Below are 16,790 nucleotides of genomic sequence, written 5' to 3'. Positions count from 1 at the left end.
CGGCCGGGACCACTCCATTCGTGCTCGCTACTCGATGTCGAGGTACACCCCGTGACCGGCCTGCGGTCAATGACGCGCCATCTGCTGCGCTTCACTGAGGGCCTGTCCGGCTGTACGGGTGGTGACCGCGGCCGCGACCACGAACCCGAGGAAGGCGAACCCCGCCGCCACCGAGAACGCGAGCTGGAACCCAGCGAGCAGTGACTCCGGTGCCGCGGCGGGACCGGAAGAGTGCTCCGCGCGGGCGAAGGCGACCGTCGACAAGATGGCGAGGCCGAGTGCGCCACCGACTTGGTTGGTGCTGGTAACCAGTCCGGAGGCGAGTCCTTGTTCCCCGTCGCCGCTCAGGTCATGGGTGGTGGCGGTGACGGAACTGACCAGCACTGTTCCGAGGCCGAGTCCGGCGATCAGGGCGGGGCCGAGGACATCGGTCCAGTAGTTGCCGTCGAGGCCGATCTGCGCGAGCCAGAGCAGGGCGAAAACGAGAAGCGCGAAGCCGCCCATGAGAAGTGGCTTGAACCCGTACTTGACGACCAGTTGGGAGGACATCGCGGCGGAGAACACGACCGCAATCGCGAAGGGCAGGAACCCGATCCCGTTCCGGATGGCGCTGAAGCCGAGTACCTGCTGGAGATAGAGCGAAAGAAAGAAGAAGGTGCCGAGCATCGTGCTCGCCAGCAGCAGCGCGCAGATCGCGCCGCCGATGACATTGCGGCGGGTGAATACTCCGAGGGGGACGAGCGGGGATTCGTGGATTCTCTCGATCAGCAGAAACGCCCCGAGCGCAACCACCGCCCCGGCCAGCGTCGACAGCGTCGGCACCGAAACCCAGCCCGACTGCTCCGAGCTGACAATACCGAATATGAGCAACCCGAGGCAGAGGGTGACCGTGACGGCACCCAACGGGTCCAGCGCCGGACGCACCATCGAGCGCGCGGAACCGACGGCTCGCGGAACGAGAACACCGACCACCAGCGCCACCGGAATATTGACCAGGAACACCCAGCGCCAGCTGACGGCACTGGTGAGCAATCCCCCGAGCAGGACACCGGCCGCGCCGGCTACGCCGGAAAGCCCGCCCCACACACCGAATGCGCGACCCCGCGCCGCTCCGGTGTAGGTCGCGGTGAGAATGGCCAACGCCGACGCCGACAACATCGCGGCCCCGACCCCCTGCACGATGCGGGACACGATGAGCATCGCTGGGCTCGCGGCGAGCCCGCAGGTCAGTGAGGCCAGTCCGAACACGGACAGTCCGGTCAGGAAAACAGTACGCCGGACGAACAGGTCGGAGGCACGGCCGGCCACGAGCAGTAGCCCACCGAATGTCAGCAAGTAGCCGTTGAGCACCCACTGCAGGCTGGGGCCGGAGAACCCGAGCTCGGCCTGGACAGATGGCAACGCGATATTGACGATCGTGTCGTCCAGCACGCACATGAATTGCGCCAGGCACATCAACACCAGCACGATCCAGCCCGTTCCCGAACGCTCTCCGTGGCTGTGCGTAGAGATCATGACGACCATGCAATCCGACAACTGTCGGACGATCCATGGGTGAACGTCGAGGATTTCTTTGTGAACGTCTAACGTGTGGTCGTGGACGTTCTGAGCGATCTGTTGTTCCGTGCTCATGCCGCTGACGCGCAGGTAAGACAACTCATCCACCCACCCCCGTGGTCGATGACCTACGCCGACGCACCGTCGCTCACCCTCGTGGCGACACTGCGCGGGCCGGCCTCGGTCCGACTCCCCGGCGCCGACGCGACGACCCGTCTCGAAGCCGGTGACGTCGCCCTGATCAGCCGGACAGCGCGCTACACGATCGCCGACAGCCCGGATACGCCGGAGCAGTACATCATCCGGAACGGCCACAAGTACATCGCCGGAGCAGACGAAGTACCCGCCGACCACGCGGGCGTCGCCGGCCGCACCTTCGGAGCCGACTCCCCCGAGGCGTCCATCATGCTGCGCGGCGCCTACGACCTCCGCGGCGACGTCGCTGCTCGGCTGCTGGATATGCTTCCCGAACTCGTGGTCGTGCCCGCGGGATCGAGAACAGCGCCGGTGCTCGAACTGCTCACCCGCGAGGCGCGCCTCACCGACCCCGGTCAAGATGCCGTTCTCCGCAGGCTCTTGGACCTGCTCCTGGTGGTCGCCCTCCGCGAGTGGTGCGCACACGGAGACGCGAGCCTGCCGGCGTGGTGTCGCGCGCTGGCCGATCCCGCCATCGGCAACGCACTCCACCTGCTGCACGAACATCCCGAACTCCCGTGGACCGTCGGCAAACTGGCAGCCGAGGTCGGCATGTCACGTGCGATGTTCGCGGCACGGTTCGCCGCTGTCGTCGGCGAACCACCGATCTCCTACCTCACGAATTGGCGAATGACCCTCGCCGCCGACCAATTGCGAGATACCACCACTCCCATCGCCACCGTCGCCAAGAACGTCGGATATCACGATCCGTTCGCCTTCAGCGTCGCCTTCAAACGAGCCCGCAACGCCACGCCTTCGAGCTGGCGGCGGGGAAACCGGGCCGCCGGGGCCACCGTGTGAACCCGAAGCCGATTTCCGCAGATCGAGTCCCGCTCCCCCCGAGCGCTTCGGATGGATCCGGACGCGGTTCTGCCGGAGGGCAATTGGAGTCGCCCATAACACCACGAGGCAGGTGCGCGCGTGCAGAACGGCATCGTCCGGCGCCAAGATGCTGGGGCGGCTGACCGAATGTGGGTGAGAAGCCGCCCGCGAAACTCTCGGACGCCCGTCGGCTCAGGTTCTCAGTCGGCGCCGAGCGCCGGGTTCCGGGTCCTCAGGTCAGGAGGGAAGCTTCGCCCGGAACCAGTCCGGCAGATTGTCCGGTGTGCGCGGAAAGCGCTCGAGGTCGAGTGCGTACTGGTCCGGAGCGGGCAATGTCTGGAACGGCGGCTCGTCGTCCCGGTTGAAGCGCGCATGGAACCGGTCGGGCCGGTCGATCACCATACTCATCGAGTACCACGTGCCGAGTCCCTCGGCATACATCCCACGACGCAGCTTCGACAGCGGTTTCGACAGCTCGCGCGGCGCCGGCACCGACTGCCGGGCACCGTTGTCCAGTGCCGCACCCATCCCGACGTTCACATGCGTGCCGATGGCCATGAAGTCGAAGATCAGCCGTTCCCAGTTCGGCGGCGCCGCGGAGATGAGGATCTCGGTGATTTCGCCGAGCAACTCGTTCTGCTCGATGGGGTTCAACGGCATGGCGGCCGGGCCTCCGAATTCCTTCATTGTCTGGAGAATTACCGCTGGACCATAACGTAATTCACTAGAATTCGCAGACGAGGCGATGGCCGCCCGCGCCATCATTCGACCACATCCGCTGTCCGTCCGGGTGAGGTGTTTCGAGGGCGGGTTACTTCCGGATTTCGAGTTCGCCGGATTCCGACTGATCCGGCACCTCACCGCCCTCGAAACACCCGCACCTCAACCACCCAACCGCGCGAACCCGCACCGGTCCCCCGTGTTGCGGTTCAACGGTTCTCGATCATCAACTTGTGGCGCGCAGGACTCGGTTGCGAGACTTGTGGGCGCTCATCTCACCAGAGTGGAGGCTCTCATGCATCGTGTCATGCCGAAAATCATTGCCGCCGGAGCGATCTCTGTGACACTCGGTCTACAGCCGGCGATTGCGGTGGCAGCTCCGGACAGGCCGGCGCAGGAACCTGAACGTGCTGCTCGAACACAGGCGACAGCTCCTTTCGACCCCATTTGCCCCTTCTGCTTCGTGCGAGAGCTGATCGAGAGCGGCTCGGGTCGTTAGTACGTAGTGGCACCCTCATAAAAGATCAGGTGGCCGGCCCGCGCTCGCGGGCCGGCCGCCGGATGAGAGCGTGGATGGCGGGCCAGATACTCGATCGACTCGCGATAGTCGGCGCATTTCGTAGTCGCGGACCGTTCGCCGTGTTCGGCCAGCCGGCCGAACGACCGCTCTAACGCCCCAACGGCTCAGCCGCCACTCGAATCCGGCGGTCACGAAGCAGTTCGAGTGGGCACCGCTGAACCCGGTACACGAGGCCGTGGAGTCGTGCGTGGAGCTCGGCGAGCTGATGGGCATGAGCAACCGTGGTACCGCTGGGCTCGCACGTCAGGAGGGAGCGGCCGAGCGTACCGGGTCCACCGCGGTCGGTTTCGACCGCGAACCCTGGACCGAACCGTGCTCGCTGCGGCTGCTCGCCGACACCTACAACGTGTTGAGCAGGGGGCCGGTCGGGTTGGAAACACCTTCCTGGCCAACGCCTTACGGTCCGCCGCACACCCGTAGCCTCCACACCGAGCGTGCCGACACACGTTCGAACGGCTCCGCTGCGCGCGGCTGGGCGCGGCTACGAAGACGAGATGCGCAAATCGGATTGACCCAGCCCTGCAGTCCTGGGCACCATCGCCCCCATGGTCCGCCGCCGCCACCTGCTGATCACTGTGATGGCACAACCGCGGTGCGCAGACCAGGGGAAGGATGAAGGCCGTGATACAGCGCCGCTACAGCACCGACACAGCCGATCAATGGGCAGGATGGTCGTACTACGGTGCCGCTCACCGATACGACATCCACGGCACACCCGAGGCCACCTCGGCCTGCACGCGGGCAATGGACCAGCTCGAAGCAGCCGCCGATGAAGCACGGTTACGCGAACTCGCCTACAACAACGGCGACCGCTGCGCCTTCATCCGGTTGATCGAGATCATGGTGGACGCGGACCGCGTCGATGACCTGCGGCTCCTGGCGCGCGGTGGTGATGGCCGCGCGGCGACGACACTCATGGAATATCTGGTCCGCTCCGACAACATCGACCGCTTGCGCGCGGAGGCCTCCGAGGACGCAAGCGCCCGACTATGGCTGGCGCACCTGCATTTCCGCCGCGGAGAACACGAGACCGGGCTCGCCGAGCTGGAAGCCATGGAAAGCGACCCCGACAACGGCTTCTACGCGCACTCCGAGCGCATAGCGCAGTTGATCCGGCTCGGCCGGATAGCCGAGGTCCGCACGATGGCCGAGGCCGGCGACCGCATGGCCATACGACGTCTGAAGCAGATGTCTGCCCCACCGGATTGACCAGCAACTCGACCGTGCGTCACGATCGCCACCCGGCCCGCGACCAGCCAACACGGTCCCATACCCGTGGCGAACCCGTGGTCCCATCCCCCTGGCAAGCGACGTCGAGCGCTCATGTCGCGACCCGCACCCGACCTCAAGGTGATGTGAGGTTCCCCTGCTAGTCCGGAGAGCGTGATGTTCCCCCGGTTTGTGGAGTCGGGATGCTGGACTTCAGGCCACGGGTTGGATGGATGGTTGCATCATTTCGTATTCGATCGGGGTTCGCATTCCCAGGGCGGAGTGACGGCGTCGGCGGTTGTGGAAGATCTCCAGGTATTCGAAGATCGCGTTGGCCAACTCGATCCGGGTCTTGCACCTTCGCCGGTTGAGTAGCTCGGTTTGCATTCTGCCCCAGAAGGATTCGATGACAGCGTTGTCGTAGCAGTCGCCGATCGAGCCCATCGAGGGCACCAGCCCGGACTTGCGGGCCCGGTCGGTGAAGGCCCAGGAGGTGAATTGAACGCCATGGTCGGAGTGAATGATCGTTCCGGGCTGTGGTGACCGATTGGAGATGGCCATGCCCAGGGCGTTGGCGACCAGTGCCGCGGTTTGGGTCGAGTCGATGGACCAGCCGACCACCCGGCGCGAGTAGACATCGAGCACGACCGCGCAATACACCTTGCCTTCGCGCGTGTAGTGCTCGGTGATATCGGTGACCCACCACTGATTTGGTGATGCTCGGGTGAAGTCGCGGTTGACCAGATCACCGGCGGTCGGGGTCTGATGCTTGGGTCGCGGACGTTTCACTCCTGGCAAGCCCTTGATCGCGGCACGGGCCATGAGTAGTTCGATCTGGTTGTAGCCGACGCGGATTCCGAGCCCGAGGGTGAGCTCGGCGTGCGCCCGCGGGACGCCGTAAGTGCCGCGGGAGGCGGTGTGGACGGCGCGAATCTGGTCGATCAGCCAGGCATGGCGGATCGCCCGCTGCGAGGGCGGGCGGGATCGCCAGTCGTAGAACCCGGATTCGGACACATCCAGGAGCCGGCACGCGGCCTGTACCGGCAAGCCCTCGCTCGCGATGGTGGCTATGGCCGCGTATCTCCTTTTGGGTCGCCTCCCTGCTCTTTCAGCAGTTCACGGGCGCGTTTCAGGATCGCGACCTCCTGCTCGAGCTCCCGGATCCGACGCTTCGCCGCCGACAACTCAGTCTGCTCCAGCCGGGTCGCGCCCGGCAGCTGGCCGGTATCGATCAATTCCTGCTTCCGCCAGACATAAATCGTCTGGTCACTGATCCCCAAATCGGCTGCTACCTGCGCAACCGGGCGACCGGCAGCGATCAGGTCCAGCACCTTGCGGCGGAACTCCTCGAGATAACGCCTGGGCACGAACAAGTCTCCTTCGACGACATCGTGACCAAGAGTCGAGCAAACCGACCCGGCAAACCGGGGGAACATCAGATCGGAGTAATACTGCAACCCGTTGTGGCCAAACTGAATTGGTGATCAGTGCCGACCCACCGAGTTTTAGTGGCGCGAACAGCGGCTGTCGTCATCTTGAGTATCGCCTTCGCCCTCGATGGCATAATGACCTGCAACGTCACATAGCCTGTCGATAGGACCCAGTGGAGGGTTCATGAGCGATACAAGCAAGCCGGTCGACCATGAAGCTGGCTTTCTCATGTGGCTTAACGGTCCTCGCCGTTCGCAGCTAGGTCAACGAGGCGCGGTCATCAAGAAGGGCCGAGACGTTATGAAGACCGTCGATCTGAGCTACTACGGCAACCCGAGCGATAACGAGGTCAAGAAGCGGACCCTTCGGTTCCGAACGATCGACGTCCGCGGTAACAGGGCAGTTGACTACGGCGATTTCACAGCAGACAAGAATGACTGGTTCTGCGAAAACGATGAGATAGCGAGGTTACTTGCCTTCCTGCACACAGAAGTGGCCCACACCGGTCGCTACCAGGTTGTTGACATAGACTCGCCCGGCGCCGCTCTGGTTGATTTGCTGGAAAGCAGTCATGTTAATCCACAGGTCATCGTGGATGCATTGGTCCAGCACACCAATGTGGCCGAGATCGTCAGCCTCATCGCAAGTAGTGACATAGGAAGGTCTGCGGCGCAGTCGGTCGTGCTCGAAAGCCGACGTAAGCTGGTCGCTCAGTTGCGTCGACTTGTGGATAGGCCCGGGGCCACGGAAACGGAAATCCAAAGGTTGATCGGCGACGCATATTGGATATTCGGCGGGCGCTATGTAGGAGTTGCTGATCGGCGGTCGTTCATCCCGCTCGACCAAACAGATATCCCACTCCTCGGTGCTGATGGCACGCTGCATATCGTGGAGCTAAAAGGCCCAGATATCGACAAGCTCCTTGTTCGGCATCGCAATCATTGGATTGTCGGCCCTGCGGTACACGAGGCGACCGCGCAGGCCATGAATTACCTTCGTAGCTTCGATGAGCACGGAAGTGGGCTCTCGACGATGTATAACAATGAACTTGGCCAACGGTACGACATGAGTCGCATATTTGCGACTGTGGTAATCGGTCACTCTGATCACCACCGCCCCGCCGATGCCGAACGCGAGGTTGTCGCGCGAACCCTGCGACAATACACCGCAGGGCTCAACCGGGTTGAAGTCATCACGTATGACCAGCTCGTCGATGCTGCCGAACGGGCTCTGGTGTTTGAACATGATTCCACCAGCGCGGCTTCGATGCAGCGGATGTAACTCTATCGATGTAGCGGACCAGTCAGCCTACATTTCCGGCTTCGCCTTGGTGACCAGCTCTTCCCACGTCTTCGCGGACCTAATAATAGATTCCGTGGCGAAGACGTACCGCCACACCCCGAACCGCCCGTCGTCCCGGACGAAACGCGCCCACTCCTCGGCAGCCTTCTTTTTGTCCAGCACGTCAAGGTCCCGAGCAGTGGCATCAGATTTGCCCTCGACGACCCAATAGACGCCGGCCTTGTCCAGGACGATGAAATCCGGGTAGTACTTCTTGCCATTGTCGCGTTCAATCCAGACGTCGCCGGGCTCGTAGATGCGCAGCCACCAATCAACATTGGGCGAACTGTCGAACATGTGGGCCAGGGTGAACTCGGTGCTCTTGGCATCGAAATTGGCATAGGGTTGGATGGACCGGTCCCAGTCGCCATACCATTTGTTCTTGTTGAACTTCTCGGTCCAGCGGGTATCGGTGTCGCTCGGCATCGACCGGCGAATCGGCACCTCGACTGGCTTGAACGACCATTTCGGATGCAGGCGGCGGTTGTTGTAGCTGGTCTTGATCAGCTCCGCAATGGCTTTGACCGCCTGATCGGTCCGGCGCAAACTCCAGAGCGCTTCATCGTTCTCGTCAGTGACACCCGCGCCCAGCAGGAACTCCCGGGCCACGCGGGCGGCGGCGTTGAGTTCGTTGAACTGGGCGGGAACAAGCCCCAGGTTCAGAATGCCGTCCTCCAGCTCCTGCCGCACGTCCGAGACCGGCACGTAGCGCTGCGTGGCATCCTCGTCGTCGATCTGCTGCGTCCGGACAACGGCCTTGCCCTGCATGTCCCGCTCGGCGATCAGTGCCTGGCGCTTGAGGTGCACCGGAAATTCATGCTGGAAGGTGGCGCCAATCGCCTGGGCGGCAGCATTCTCGATGCAGCCGAGCGAGAATTCGACCGGCGCCAGCTCGCGCTCGCGTCGCGGGAAGATGATCGACGGCGCGTTCTTCACCTTGTACAGCACCTGGCTGGCGGCTGCCTGGTCCTTGTTGAGCTGCTGTGCTGTGGCTTCGATCGAGGACAAGATCAGGAACTCGGCCCCATCGACGACTTCGCCGTCTTGGATCCGGGCCGGGCCGACCAAGTGCAGCTCGCCATTCTCCGCGATCTCGGAGTGCCCCGGTTGCTGCTCACCGAACGGCAGCGGCAGCGGCTGGCCGTCCGGCGCTGGGGGCGTCGGGGACACCTCAGGTGCCGGCGGGACCAGCTGCTCCAGGAGGGCATTCTTGTTGGCGAGCAGCTTGCGGTAGGAGTCGTGTGCTACCAGCTCGACATGGTCGATCGCGGCGATGCCAACGCGCGCTCCGAAGGGCAAGCGCAGTCCGCGGCCGAGCACCTGTTCGGTGAGCGTGCTCGACGCCAGTGCCCGGTAGCCGACAATGACGCCGATGTTCTTGACGTCCCAGCCTTCTTTGAGCATGTTGACGCTGACCACCGCCCGGACCGGCGAGTCCGGCGATTCGACGGCGGCCAGCTCGGCCAGCGCCTTGTCGCTGGACTGGCTGGTGATCAGGAGCACCTGCCCGTCGCCGGGCAAGTAGCCGTCGCGCGCCAGCACGTTGGCGACGTGCTCGGCATCCTGGATTTCCTGACAGACCACGAACAGCACAGGACTGATCCGGGGCTGCTCTTTTTGCGCGGACCAGGCGTGCCACACCTGTTCCTTGCGGGCGCGCAGGTGACAGGCGTCGGACAGCTGGGTTTCGATGTCCTTCTGGCCGTCCTCGCGGTAGACGATGACCGGCGTCTTCACCAGGCCATCGGCGATGGCCTCGGCCAGACTGTATTGGAAGACCACCTTGTCGCGGTCGGCCTCGTCGGGTGTGGCAGTCAGGCCGACGATCGCCCGTGGATTCAGCTCGCGGACAGCCGCGCCGAACGCCTTGGCCTTTTCGCGGTAGACGTGGTGCTCGTCGGCGATGACCACCAGGTCGTCGACGCTCTGCAGGTGCTCGTACAGCGGTTGCCCGATGAATTCGTCGTTCTCCCGGGTTTTGCGCGAGGTCTTGATGCCCGGCTTGGTCAGCTGCTGGACATTGAAGATGAAGACCTTGAGCACGGTCGGATCGTGAAGGGCGTCGCCGACCTGGCCGCGCGAGAAGTTCTCGGCCGTGATCAGGGTCGGCTCGTACTCGGCGCCTGCGACGAACTTGGGGTGGCCCGGGGTGAAGTTGTCGATCGTCTTGCTCTGGATGGTGCTGCCAGGCGTCACGATCAGGATGTTGCGCGCGCCTTGCGCCGCCAGGTAGTCGACCAGCGCGGCGGCCAGGTAGGTCTTGCCGACGCCGGTGGCAAGATCGCACACCACCTCGCGCCCATCACCGTCTTGAATCGCCTGGGCAACCTTGGCCAGTCCACGCGCATTGGGTTTACGCAGGTCCATGCGTGCCTTGATCTCCTCGATCAGGGCATCGTCATAGGGCAGCCACGTCATCGAACAACCTTCCCCTGTCGAACAAGATCTTGTGGTGCTTTGAGCAGTCGCGACCCGCGGCTCAGGTCTTTCAGCACCTCCGCCGCGCCGGGCGCCGTCGCCTTGGCGACGACGGTCACCCGCTCATCCTCACCAAGTTGTGCGGCGATCGCCCGCAGGACCACATCGTCTGCCACCCCGTCGAGCACTGCCAGCCGGGTGCGTCCTTTACGGCCGTGGAAGGGCGCGTCGATCTCGAAAGTGAAGCCGAGTTGCGCAGCGACAGCTTGGGCGAAGTCATCGCCTTTGGCCCATTCGGCCAGGAGGAGATGCCGACCGGCGCGTTCGTAGAGGGGCGGCCCGACCTGCAACGTGCGGAAGCCTCCGCCGCCGGTCCAGCCTACGTCGCCTGAAATTCCTCCATTGTCTTCGCCCGAGGTCACCTTCTGCAGACGCGGTTGTGTAAAGACGTTAACAGTGTCGGATGAAAGTTCGGAGGCAATCCATCGGCGGCCCATTTTGTGCGCCACAGCAGCAGTGGTGCCTGAGCCTGCAAAGCAGTCGAGCACGAGATCTCCCGGATTGGTCGCAACGTGAATAATCCGCTGCATCAGGCGTTCCGGTTTAGGCGTAGAGAAAGGAGTACCAGATGGGAATAAGGCGACTATTTCCGCCTTCGCAGTTCCGGTAGTGCCCACCTCGTCGTGCGTCCACCAGCTATTTGGCACAAGTCCGCTCTGCACCTCGTTGAGAAACTTCTTGAGCGTGGGTACACCATCACCGTTCTTGCCGAAATAGATGCGATCGTCGGCGAGGTGTTCCTCATACCGTTCGCGAGTAAATCGCCAACACGTCCCAGGGGGCGGGTTAACCTCACGCCCCGAAGGAGTCACAACAGTGTAGAACTGAGACTGCCGTCGGCCTTTTTCCGCTTTGGCGTGCATTGGGGTAGGCTTCCAAGGGCCGCGAGCATCGTTGTCAAAGTTTACGTATCGACCAAGCTGCTCTTCGCTGGAAGGTAACGGATTTCTGACTGCTTTCCAGTTCAAGCCCATGGGCGAATAGACGAGTATGTACTCATGCCCCACCGAGATAGCAGTGCGGTTTTCTCGGGTATAGGATTTCTGCCACAGGACGGTGGCGATAAATGCGCCACGCCCAAAAACTTCGTCCATCAATACGCGGCAGTACGCCATCTCCGCGTCATCGAGATGCACCCAGATGGAGCCATCTTCGGCCAGCAGTTCGCGAAGTAGGAGCAGCCGCTCGCGCATCATGCCGAGCCACACCGAGTGCTCCAGGGCATCGTCGTAATGCTCGAACGCCTGGCCGGTATTGAACGGGGGGTCGATGTAGATGAGCTTGACCTTGCCGCGATAGCGCTGGGCATACTCGGGAATTCGGGTCAAGGCGTGCAACGCGTCGTAGCTGTCACCTTGGATGAGCAGGTTGTCATCCGGCGTACCACTGGCATCACCGAAGATCCCGGCCGGTTGGAGTAGGCGCACCTCTGTGACGCGCGGATCGTCACGGTCGACCCAGCTATACCCGCTCTGCTCGTTGGGCACGAGCGCCTGGTCCTTGTTGACCCATGACAGCGTCAGCCGACCGGCCATGAACTCCCCTTCGCTCGTCGAATCCTGCCGCCAAACCCTAGCCCCTCACCCCGACAACTCCCATCTTCGCAGGGACGAGTCGCGATCGAACGGGATTGGCGGAGGGCGCCAAGAACAACACCCGCCGCCACCTCAACCAAACCTTCTTCGAGCGGTTCTACCTCGACGACACCGAAGTCGTCGACGACCAACGCACACCCCTGTTCGAGGAGATCGCCGAGACCCAACAGATCTATCTGGCACCCGACCACTCAACAACGACAGGCATCAACCCGACCGGCAGCCGCACCCCACACGGCGCACCACCCACACCCGAACACGAAAGAAGCCCCCGCGATGCGGAGGCTTCCCAAGCTCACCCTGAGCCACCCAGCTTGGCTGGCGTTCTTAAGGACGCCAGTTCAAGTAAGGCGGCTCTGGTCGGGCTGACAGGATTTGAACCTGCGACCACTTGACCCCCAGTCAAGTGCGCTACCAAGCTGCGCCACAGCCCGTTGCTCCCGCTTGCGGGTGCTCGAAGAGATTACCCCATACCCCCGGGGTCGGACCAAATCGGCTGTACGGAGGGCCGGGGCCGGGGGTAGCGGGCGCATTTCGGAACTGTCACGACGGACCGACCACTGACCGCGTTCGCACCTGCGGTGCGATGGATATGGCCGACGGCCGGCGATCCGGGGGACCGGTGCAGAGTCGTTGGGGTGCAGCGGTATCGGTGGTTCGCCGCGGCGATCAGCCGGCCTCGGATTGCCGGATCGTCGCGTAACCGTCCACTGCGGTGATGCGGCCCTCGGCGACGGCGCCGAGCAGACCGACCAGGCCCCAGGAGAGGAAGGTGGCGGTGGGTTCTTCGGTGCCCCGGTCGGCGAGGATGTCGGCGAGCATGTGCTGGGTGCCGCGGACGACGGTCATGGTGGTTTTTCGGCCGAGCAGGGCCTGATAGACCTCGCGGTGACCGTCGGCCAGGTCGAAGAGGGTGCGAATGGGGTCGCCGGGGCGCTGGGTGATCGCGGCGCGGAGGAATTCGGTTCCGCTTACCACGAGCAGGTCGTCCTTGCCGCGGAAGTGGGCGTAGAACGTCGAGCGGCCGATATCGGCGCGGTCGAGGATGTCCTGCACCGTGATTCGGTCGTAGCCGCGCTCGATCATGAGCTCGATCAGGGCGCGGTGGAGGGCGGCGCGGGTGCGGCGGACGCGGCGGTCGTTATCGGACACTTCGGCTCCGGATGTGCGCTATCGGACGGATTCGAGGGTTTTGCTTCTGGTGTGCCGGGGCGGCTCCACCAGATCATGAACACATGTTCCGAATCGAACAAGAATCCCATGGCATATTGATCACGAATCCGCGGGCTTACGCCGCGTTCACCACCGTCTTCTTCGGCGGTAGACGCACACGGCATGCGGCCGCGGTCGCCGCCGCCGGCGGGGTCCGGGCGGGCGAGCGGGCGCTCGACGTCGCGAGCGGACCGGGCACGTTGGCGTTCGCGCTGGCCGACCGCGTCGGCCCGGCGGGCGAAGTGCTCGGCATCGATGCCGCGCGGGAAATGGTCGACTACGCCCGCGCGCGCACCGGCCACCGGACGAACTGCCGTTTCGAGCAGGGCGTGGCGCAGTCCTTGGACCTGCCGGATTCGGCATTCGATGTGGTCACCTGCACCTTCGCCATGCACCATATTCCGGAGGACGACCGGGCGCGGGCGTTGGCGCAGATGTGGCGGGTGCTGCGGCCCGGCGGTCGGATTCTGCTCGCCGATATGGCACCGGTCGGCATCCACGGCCGGGTGACCCGACTGCTCAGCCGGCACATGGATCCGGCCGAGATCGATATTCGCCGGTACCGGAATACGCTGCAGGAAATCGGTTTCGGCGAGATCGCCTACCGCGTGATCACGCCCTCGACGGGTGTTCTGACCGCGGTCAAACCCGGGTAGCGCACCGGAGGTGAACCGACCGAATCCAGCCGGTGTCCCTAACAAACTGTCGCGCACCGACTTTCGGTCGATCCCGGTCGAAAGCAACCGGTCGGTGCGATAAGCTCGGATGCGGCAGCGGACTCCAGCGTCTGCTCGCCGGGTCGGGGCCCAACAGCGCGAGTAGGGACGTATTCGCGTGGCAGAGATCTGGGGAGCACGGAATGTTCACGATGGAAACAGCCACCAAGTACGTGATCGGCATGGTGGAGTCCGGCGGCAGCGCACAGGCTGACGATTTCGATGTCCCGGGCATCGTGGCGACCCTGCACTCCCTCGTCGAGGACTGGGACTTCGACACCATCGATCGCGGGACCTTCTGGGCGGTCGTCGCCGGGCACCTTTGCTGAACCTCAGCGGGTGTACACCCCGGTCGGGGTCGAGTGGTAGCCCTTGCGGCCGACGGCGGCGGCCAGCGGGCTGCACGGCACGGCCCCGTCGCGCACGAGGTCGACGACGGTGCGGAAGTCGTAGCGGGGTGACCAGCCGAGTATCTTCCGGGCGCGTTCGTTGACGTAGACGCGGTCGATCGCCGGGAACATGCGCCATCCCCACCGCTCGTAATCCGCGGCGATATCGGGAAACAGGCGAGCCACCACTGCCGGTGCGTCGGTGGCCAGCTCGGTCAGATCTTCCGGAGAGAACGCGGTGGTCGCGCTGATGATGAACCGGTCGAAACCGATCACCGGCGCCTGCCGCGCGGCCAGCAGGTGAGCGTCGACGGCGTCGGCGAGATCGACACGGCGATAGAGGAATTCGTTGACCTTCAGGTTGGTGTCGTCGTAGGCGGCACGCACCTCGTCGCGGTCGTCCTCTTCGGGAAAGAACCGCGAGGTGCGCAACACCACCACCGGTAGGCCGAGATCACGGGCGGCCAGTTCACACAGGTCTTCGGCGGCGACCTTGGTGGCGCCGTAGATGTTGCGGACGACCGGGCGGACGTCCTCGGTGATCCATGCCGCGGGCAACCCGGCCGCCGGGGACAGTGCGCGTCCGAAGGCGCTGGTGCTGCTGGTGAACACCACACCGCCGACGCCGGCGGCCGCCGACTCCTCGAGCACGGCCAGGGTTCCGTTCACATTGGTGTCGAGGAACTCCTCGCGCCGATGCGATCCGATATGCGGTTTGTGCAGGGTCGCGGCGTGCACGACCCGCGTCACGCCGTCGAGTGCCCGGCGCAGCAGCTCACGATCGGTGATGGAACCGACGAAGGTGGTGTAGGGCGAATCGATGCGGTCGTAGCCGACGACGGCCTGCCCTTGCTCGCGCAGCGTGCGAACGAGCGCTTCGCCGAGGTGACCGGAACTGCCGGTGATCAGAAACCGTTCCACATCGCACGATCGAACAGCCGAGCCGGCGCGACGGCAAGCGAATTAGCATCGGCGCCCACCACTCCCCCGCGCGGCGATCGGTGATCACAAAGCCCAGTAGTACCGGCTGGTGGGCACCAGGTCCAAACCCTGGTCGGCGCCGAAACGTGCACAGCTGGCCATCAATTCGGTGATGCGGCGCTCGAGTTCGGCGTCGTCACCGCGGCTGCCGTAGAAGGCGTGTGGGTCGCTCATGGCCGCCATCGGGAAATGTTCCTCGACGATCGCGGACACATCGGGCGCACCCGGGGTCAGAACCTCGTCGACGGTGTTCTGGATGTAGCCGGCCGTGTTCTGGGTTCGGATGGCGATCGGGGTGTGGTGGACGTGCCAGTACTCGAGATATTCCGCCCGCGACATCGTGGCCGGCCGGGGCAGCAGCGCGACGTTGGCCAGGACGTCGGAGCGGGTGCCGTCCGGAACGGGCAGGGGGTCGAGCCGCACCCGCTCGCTGACCCGGTACGCGTGCGGGACGGGTTCGCCGGCGGCCTCGGCAACGGCTTCGACGATGCGCGCCGGATCGCCCGCGGTCCAGACCGAGACGAGCGCGGTGATCTGCTCGGCGGGACCGAACCGCAGCGTCGCCGATGCCACCTCGGGGTCGTCGAGATTCACCTGCACAGCGGTCGCGCCCACGCCCGCAAGCGCTTCCCGAAACGACGACTCACACAGTCGCGAGCCGAGGTCGGCGCCGTGCAGGGCGAGGATCAGCTTCGTCACGGCGGCAACGTAACACGCACCGCGTTCCGGCCGTCGACGAATTAAGCAAAATCGCTTAAGGTGGCCGGCGGTGCGCGCTCGCCGACCGTCGGGCATCCCGCGACACCCGGTCAGGAGACGAAATGAGTGATCTCGCAGGCAAAGTCGCCCTGGTGACGGGCGCCTCGTCCGGTCTCGGGGCGGCGGTCGCGCGGGTATTCGCCCAGCGCGGCGCCCTGGTGTTCGGTGTCGCGCGCGACGAGGGACGACTGGCCGCGACCTTCGCGGACGTCCCCGGCGGGCGCTACGCGATCGCGGATATCACCACCTCGGCGGCGTGCGAGTCGGTGGTTGAGCACTGCGTCGCGGAATTCGGCCGGATCGATACCCTGATCAATGTCGCCGGATTTCACCGCATGCGCCACACCGCCGAGGTCACCGACACCGACTGGGAGCACGATCTCGCGGTGAACCTCAACGCGCCGTTCTATCTGTGCCGCGCCGCATTACCCCACCTGCTGTCGGTGGCCGGAAATATCGTCAACGTGGCCTCGATCGCCGGCACCGAGGGCCAAGCCTATTCGGCCGGCTATTGCGCCGCCAAACACGGACTCATCGGGCTGACCCGGGCGCTGGCTGTCGAGTACACCGCGGATCGATTGCGAGTCAATGCGGTCTGTCCGGGCGGCATGCTCACTCCGCAGGTCACCGAATTCGTTCTGCCCGAGGGCGCCGATCCGAATCTGGTCATGCGCGTGGCCGCACCACGCGGACTGAGCGACCCGGGCGACGTCGCGAAGGTGATCGCGTTCCTGGCCGGAGACGATGCCGCGTCCGTCCACGGGGCCGTCTATCTCGCCGACAACGGGAAGACCGCCGGTTGACC

The 16,790-nt window shown here is 64.4% G+C and carries 14 protein-coding genes, 1 tRNA gene and 1 pseudogene; 7 read left to right on the top strand and 9 right to left on the bottom strand.

Going from position 1 to position 16,790, the window contains the following annotated elements; all coding sequences use genetic code 11:
* Positions 1-66 precede the first annotated feature (66 nt).
* Positions 67-1,515 carry an MFS transporter gene (locus ON37_RS29295; protein ID WP_157171696.1) on the bottom strand — a complete coding sequence of 483 codons (1,449 nt, stop codon included), beginning with the start codon at positions 1,513-1,515 and terminating at the stop codon, positions 67-69.
* A gap of 81 nt (positions 1,516-1,596) precedes the next feature.
* Between ON37_RS29295 and ON37_RS29290 the strand changes: the two genes are divergently transcribed.
* Positions 1,597-2,553 (top strand): AraC family transcriptional regulator, encoded by a 957-nt coding sequence (locus tag ON37_RS29290; protein WP_040724149.1) that lies wholly within the window; start codon positions 1,597-1,599, stop codon positions 2,551-2,553.
* Between the two features lie 258 nt (positions 2,554-2,811).
* Here the strand turns inward: ON37_RS29290 and ON37_RS29285 are convergent, their stop codons facing one another.
* Entirely contained in the window at positions 2,812-3,261 is a 450-nt protein-coding gene (locus ON37_RS29285) for a hypothetical protein (RefSeq protein ID WP_051032281.1), read from the bottom strand.
* 1,357 nt (positions 3,262-4,618) lie between these two features.
* Between ON37_RS29285 and ON37_RS29280 the strand changes: the two genes are divergently transcribed.
* Positions 4,619-5,083, top strand: a complete 465-nt coding sequence (locus ON37_RS29280) for a hypothetical protein (protein WP_157171695.1) — start codon at positions 4,619-4,621, stop codon at positions 5,081-5,083.
* A gap of 213 nt (positions 5,084-5,296) precedes the next feature.
* Here the strand turns inward: ON37_RS29280 and ON37_RS29275 are convergent.
* A pseudogene (locus tag ON37_RS29275) lies at positions 5,297-6,450 on the bottom strand (IS3 family transposase).
* Between the two features lie 247 nt (positions 6,451-6,697).
* Here ON37_RS29275 and ON37_RS32225 point away from each other — a divergent pair.
* Positions 6,698-7,795 (top strand): Shedu anti-phage system protein SduA domain-containing protein, encoded by a 1,098-nt coding sequence (locus ON37_RS32225; RefSeq protein WP_083893381.1) that lies wholly within the window; start codon positions 6,698-6,700, stop codon positions 7,793-7,795.
* Positions 7,796-7,822: 27 nt separating this feature from the next.
* Here the strand turns inward: ON37_RS32225 and ON37_RS29255 are convergent, their stop codons facing one another.
* Together ON37_RS29255 and ON37_RS29250 are read right to left on the bottom strand one after the other, a co-directional pair.
* Positions 7,823-10,273, bottom strand: a complete 2,451-nt coding sequence (locus ON37_RS29255) for a DEAD/DEAH box helicase (protein ID WP_040724096.1) — start codon at positions 10,271-10,273, stop codon at positions 7,823-7,825.
* A complete protein-coding gene (locus tag ON37_RS29250; RefSeq protein ID WP_040724095.1) occupies positions 10,270-11,868 on the bottom strand; it encodes a site-specific DNA-methyltransferase in 1,599 nt (532 codons plus the stop codon). The genes ON37_RS29255 and ON37_RS29250 overlap by 4 nt, the downstream gene beginning before the upstream one ends.
* Before the next feature lie 95 nt (positions 11,869-11,963).
* Between ON37_RS29250 and ON37_RS32220 the strand changes: the two genes are divergently transcribed.
* Positions 11,964-12,323, top strand: a complete 360-nt coding sequence (locus tag ON37_RS32220; protein WP_083893380.1) for a hypothetical protein — start codon at positions 11,964-11,966, stop codon at positions 12,321-12,323.
* On the opposite strand, the gene ON37_RS29245 is transcribed toward ON37_RS32220, so the two are convergent.
* Both ON37_RS29245 and ON37_RS29240 read right to left on the bottom strand, forming a co-directional pair.
* A tRNA-Pro gene (locus ON37_RS29245) sits at positions 12,286-12,362 on the bottom strand. The two genes, ON37_RS32220 and ON37_RS29245, sit on opposite strands and share 38 nt — an antisense overlap.
* 235 nt (positions 12,363-12,597) lie before the next feature.
* On the bottom strand, positions 12,598-13,080 hold the full coding sequence (locus ON37_RS29240) for a TetR/AcrR family transcriptional regulator (RefSeq protein ID WP_040724093.1): 483 nt from the start codon (positions 13,078-13,080) through the stop codon (positions 12,598-12,600).
* Between the two features lie 83 nt (positions 13,081-13,163).
* On the opposite strand from ON37_RS29240, the gene ON37_RS29235 reads away from it, so the two are divergent.
* Positions 13,164-13,796: a class I SAM-dependent methyltransferase gene (locus ON37_RS29235; RefSeq protein WP_040724092.1), complete on the top strand. Its 633-nt coding sequence runs from the start codon at positions 13,164-13,166 to the stop codon at positions 13,794-13,796.
* Positions 13,797-13,999: 203 nt separating this feature from the next.
* A complete protein-coding gene (locus ON37_RS29230) occupies positions 14,000-14,185 on the top strand; it encodes a hypothetical protein (protein ID WP_040724091.1) in 186 nt (61 codons plus the stop codon).
* Between the two features lie 3 nt (positions 14,186-14,188).
* Here the strand turns inward: ON37_RS29230 and ON37_RS29225 are convergent, their stop codons facing one another.
* Both ON37_RS29225 and ON37_RS29220 read right to left on the bottom strand, forming a co-directional pair.
* Positions 14,189-15,166, bottom strand: coding sequence for an NAD-dependent epimerase/dehydratase family protein (locus tag ON37_RS29225; protein WP_040724090.1), 978 nt, complete (start codon positions 15,164-15,166; stop codon positions 14,189-14,191).
* A gap of 84 nt (positions 15,167-15,250) precedes the next feature.
* Positions 15,251-15,925, bottom strand: coding sequence for an EthD domain-containing protein (locus ON37_RS29220; protein WP_040724089.1), 675 nt, complete (start codon positions 15,923-15,925; stop codon positions 15,251-15,253).
* A gap of 122 nt (positions 15,926-16,047) precedes the next feature.
* Between ON37_RS29220 and ON37_RS29215 the strand changes: the two genes are divergently transcribed.
* Entirely contained in the window at positions 16,048-16,788 is a 741-nt protein-coding gene (locus tag ON37_RS29215) for an SDR family NAD(P)-dependent oxidoreductase (protein ID WP_040724087.1), read from the top strand.
* The last annotated feature ends 2 nt before the right edge of the window (positions 16,789-16,790 follow it).

Origin of the sequence: Nocardia veterana NBRC 100344, from assembly GCF_000308855.1 — a bacterium.
Classification (GTDB): Bacteria; Actinomycetota; Actinomycetes; order Mycobacteriales; family Mycobacteriaceae; genus Nocardia; species Nocardia veterana.
Note: the sequence above shows the minus strand (reverse complement) of the source record. Positions and strands in the feature narration are given on the sequence as shown.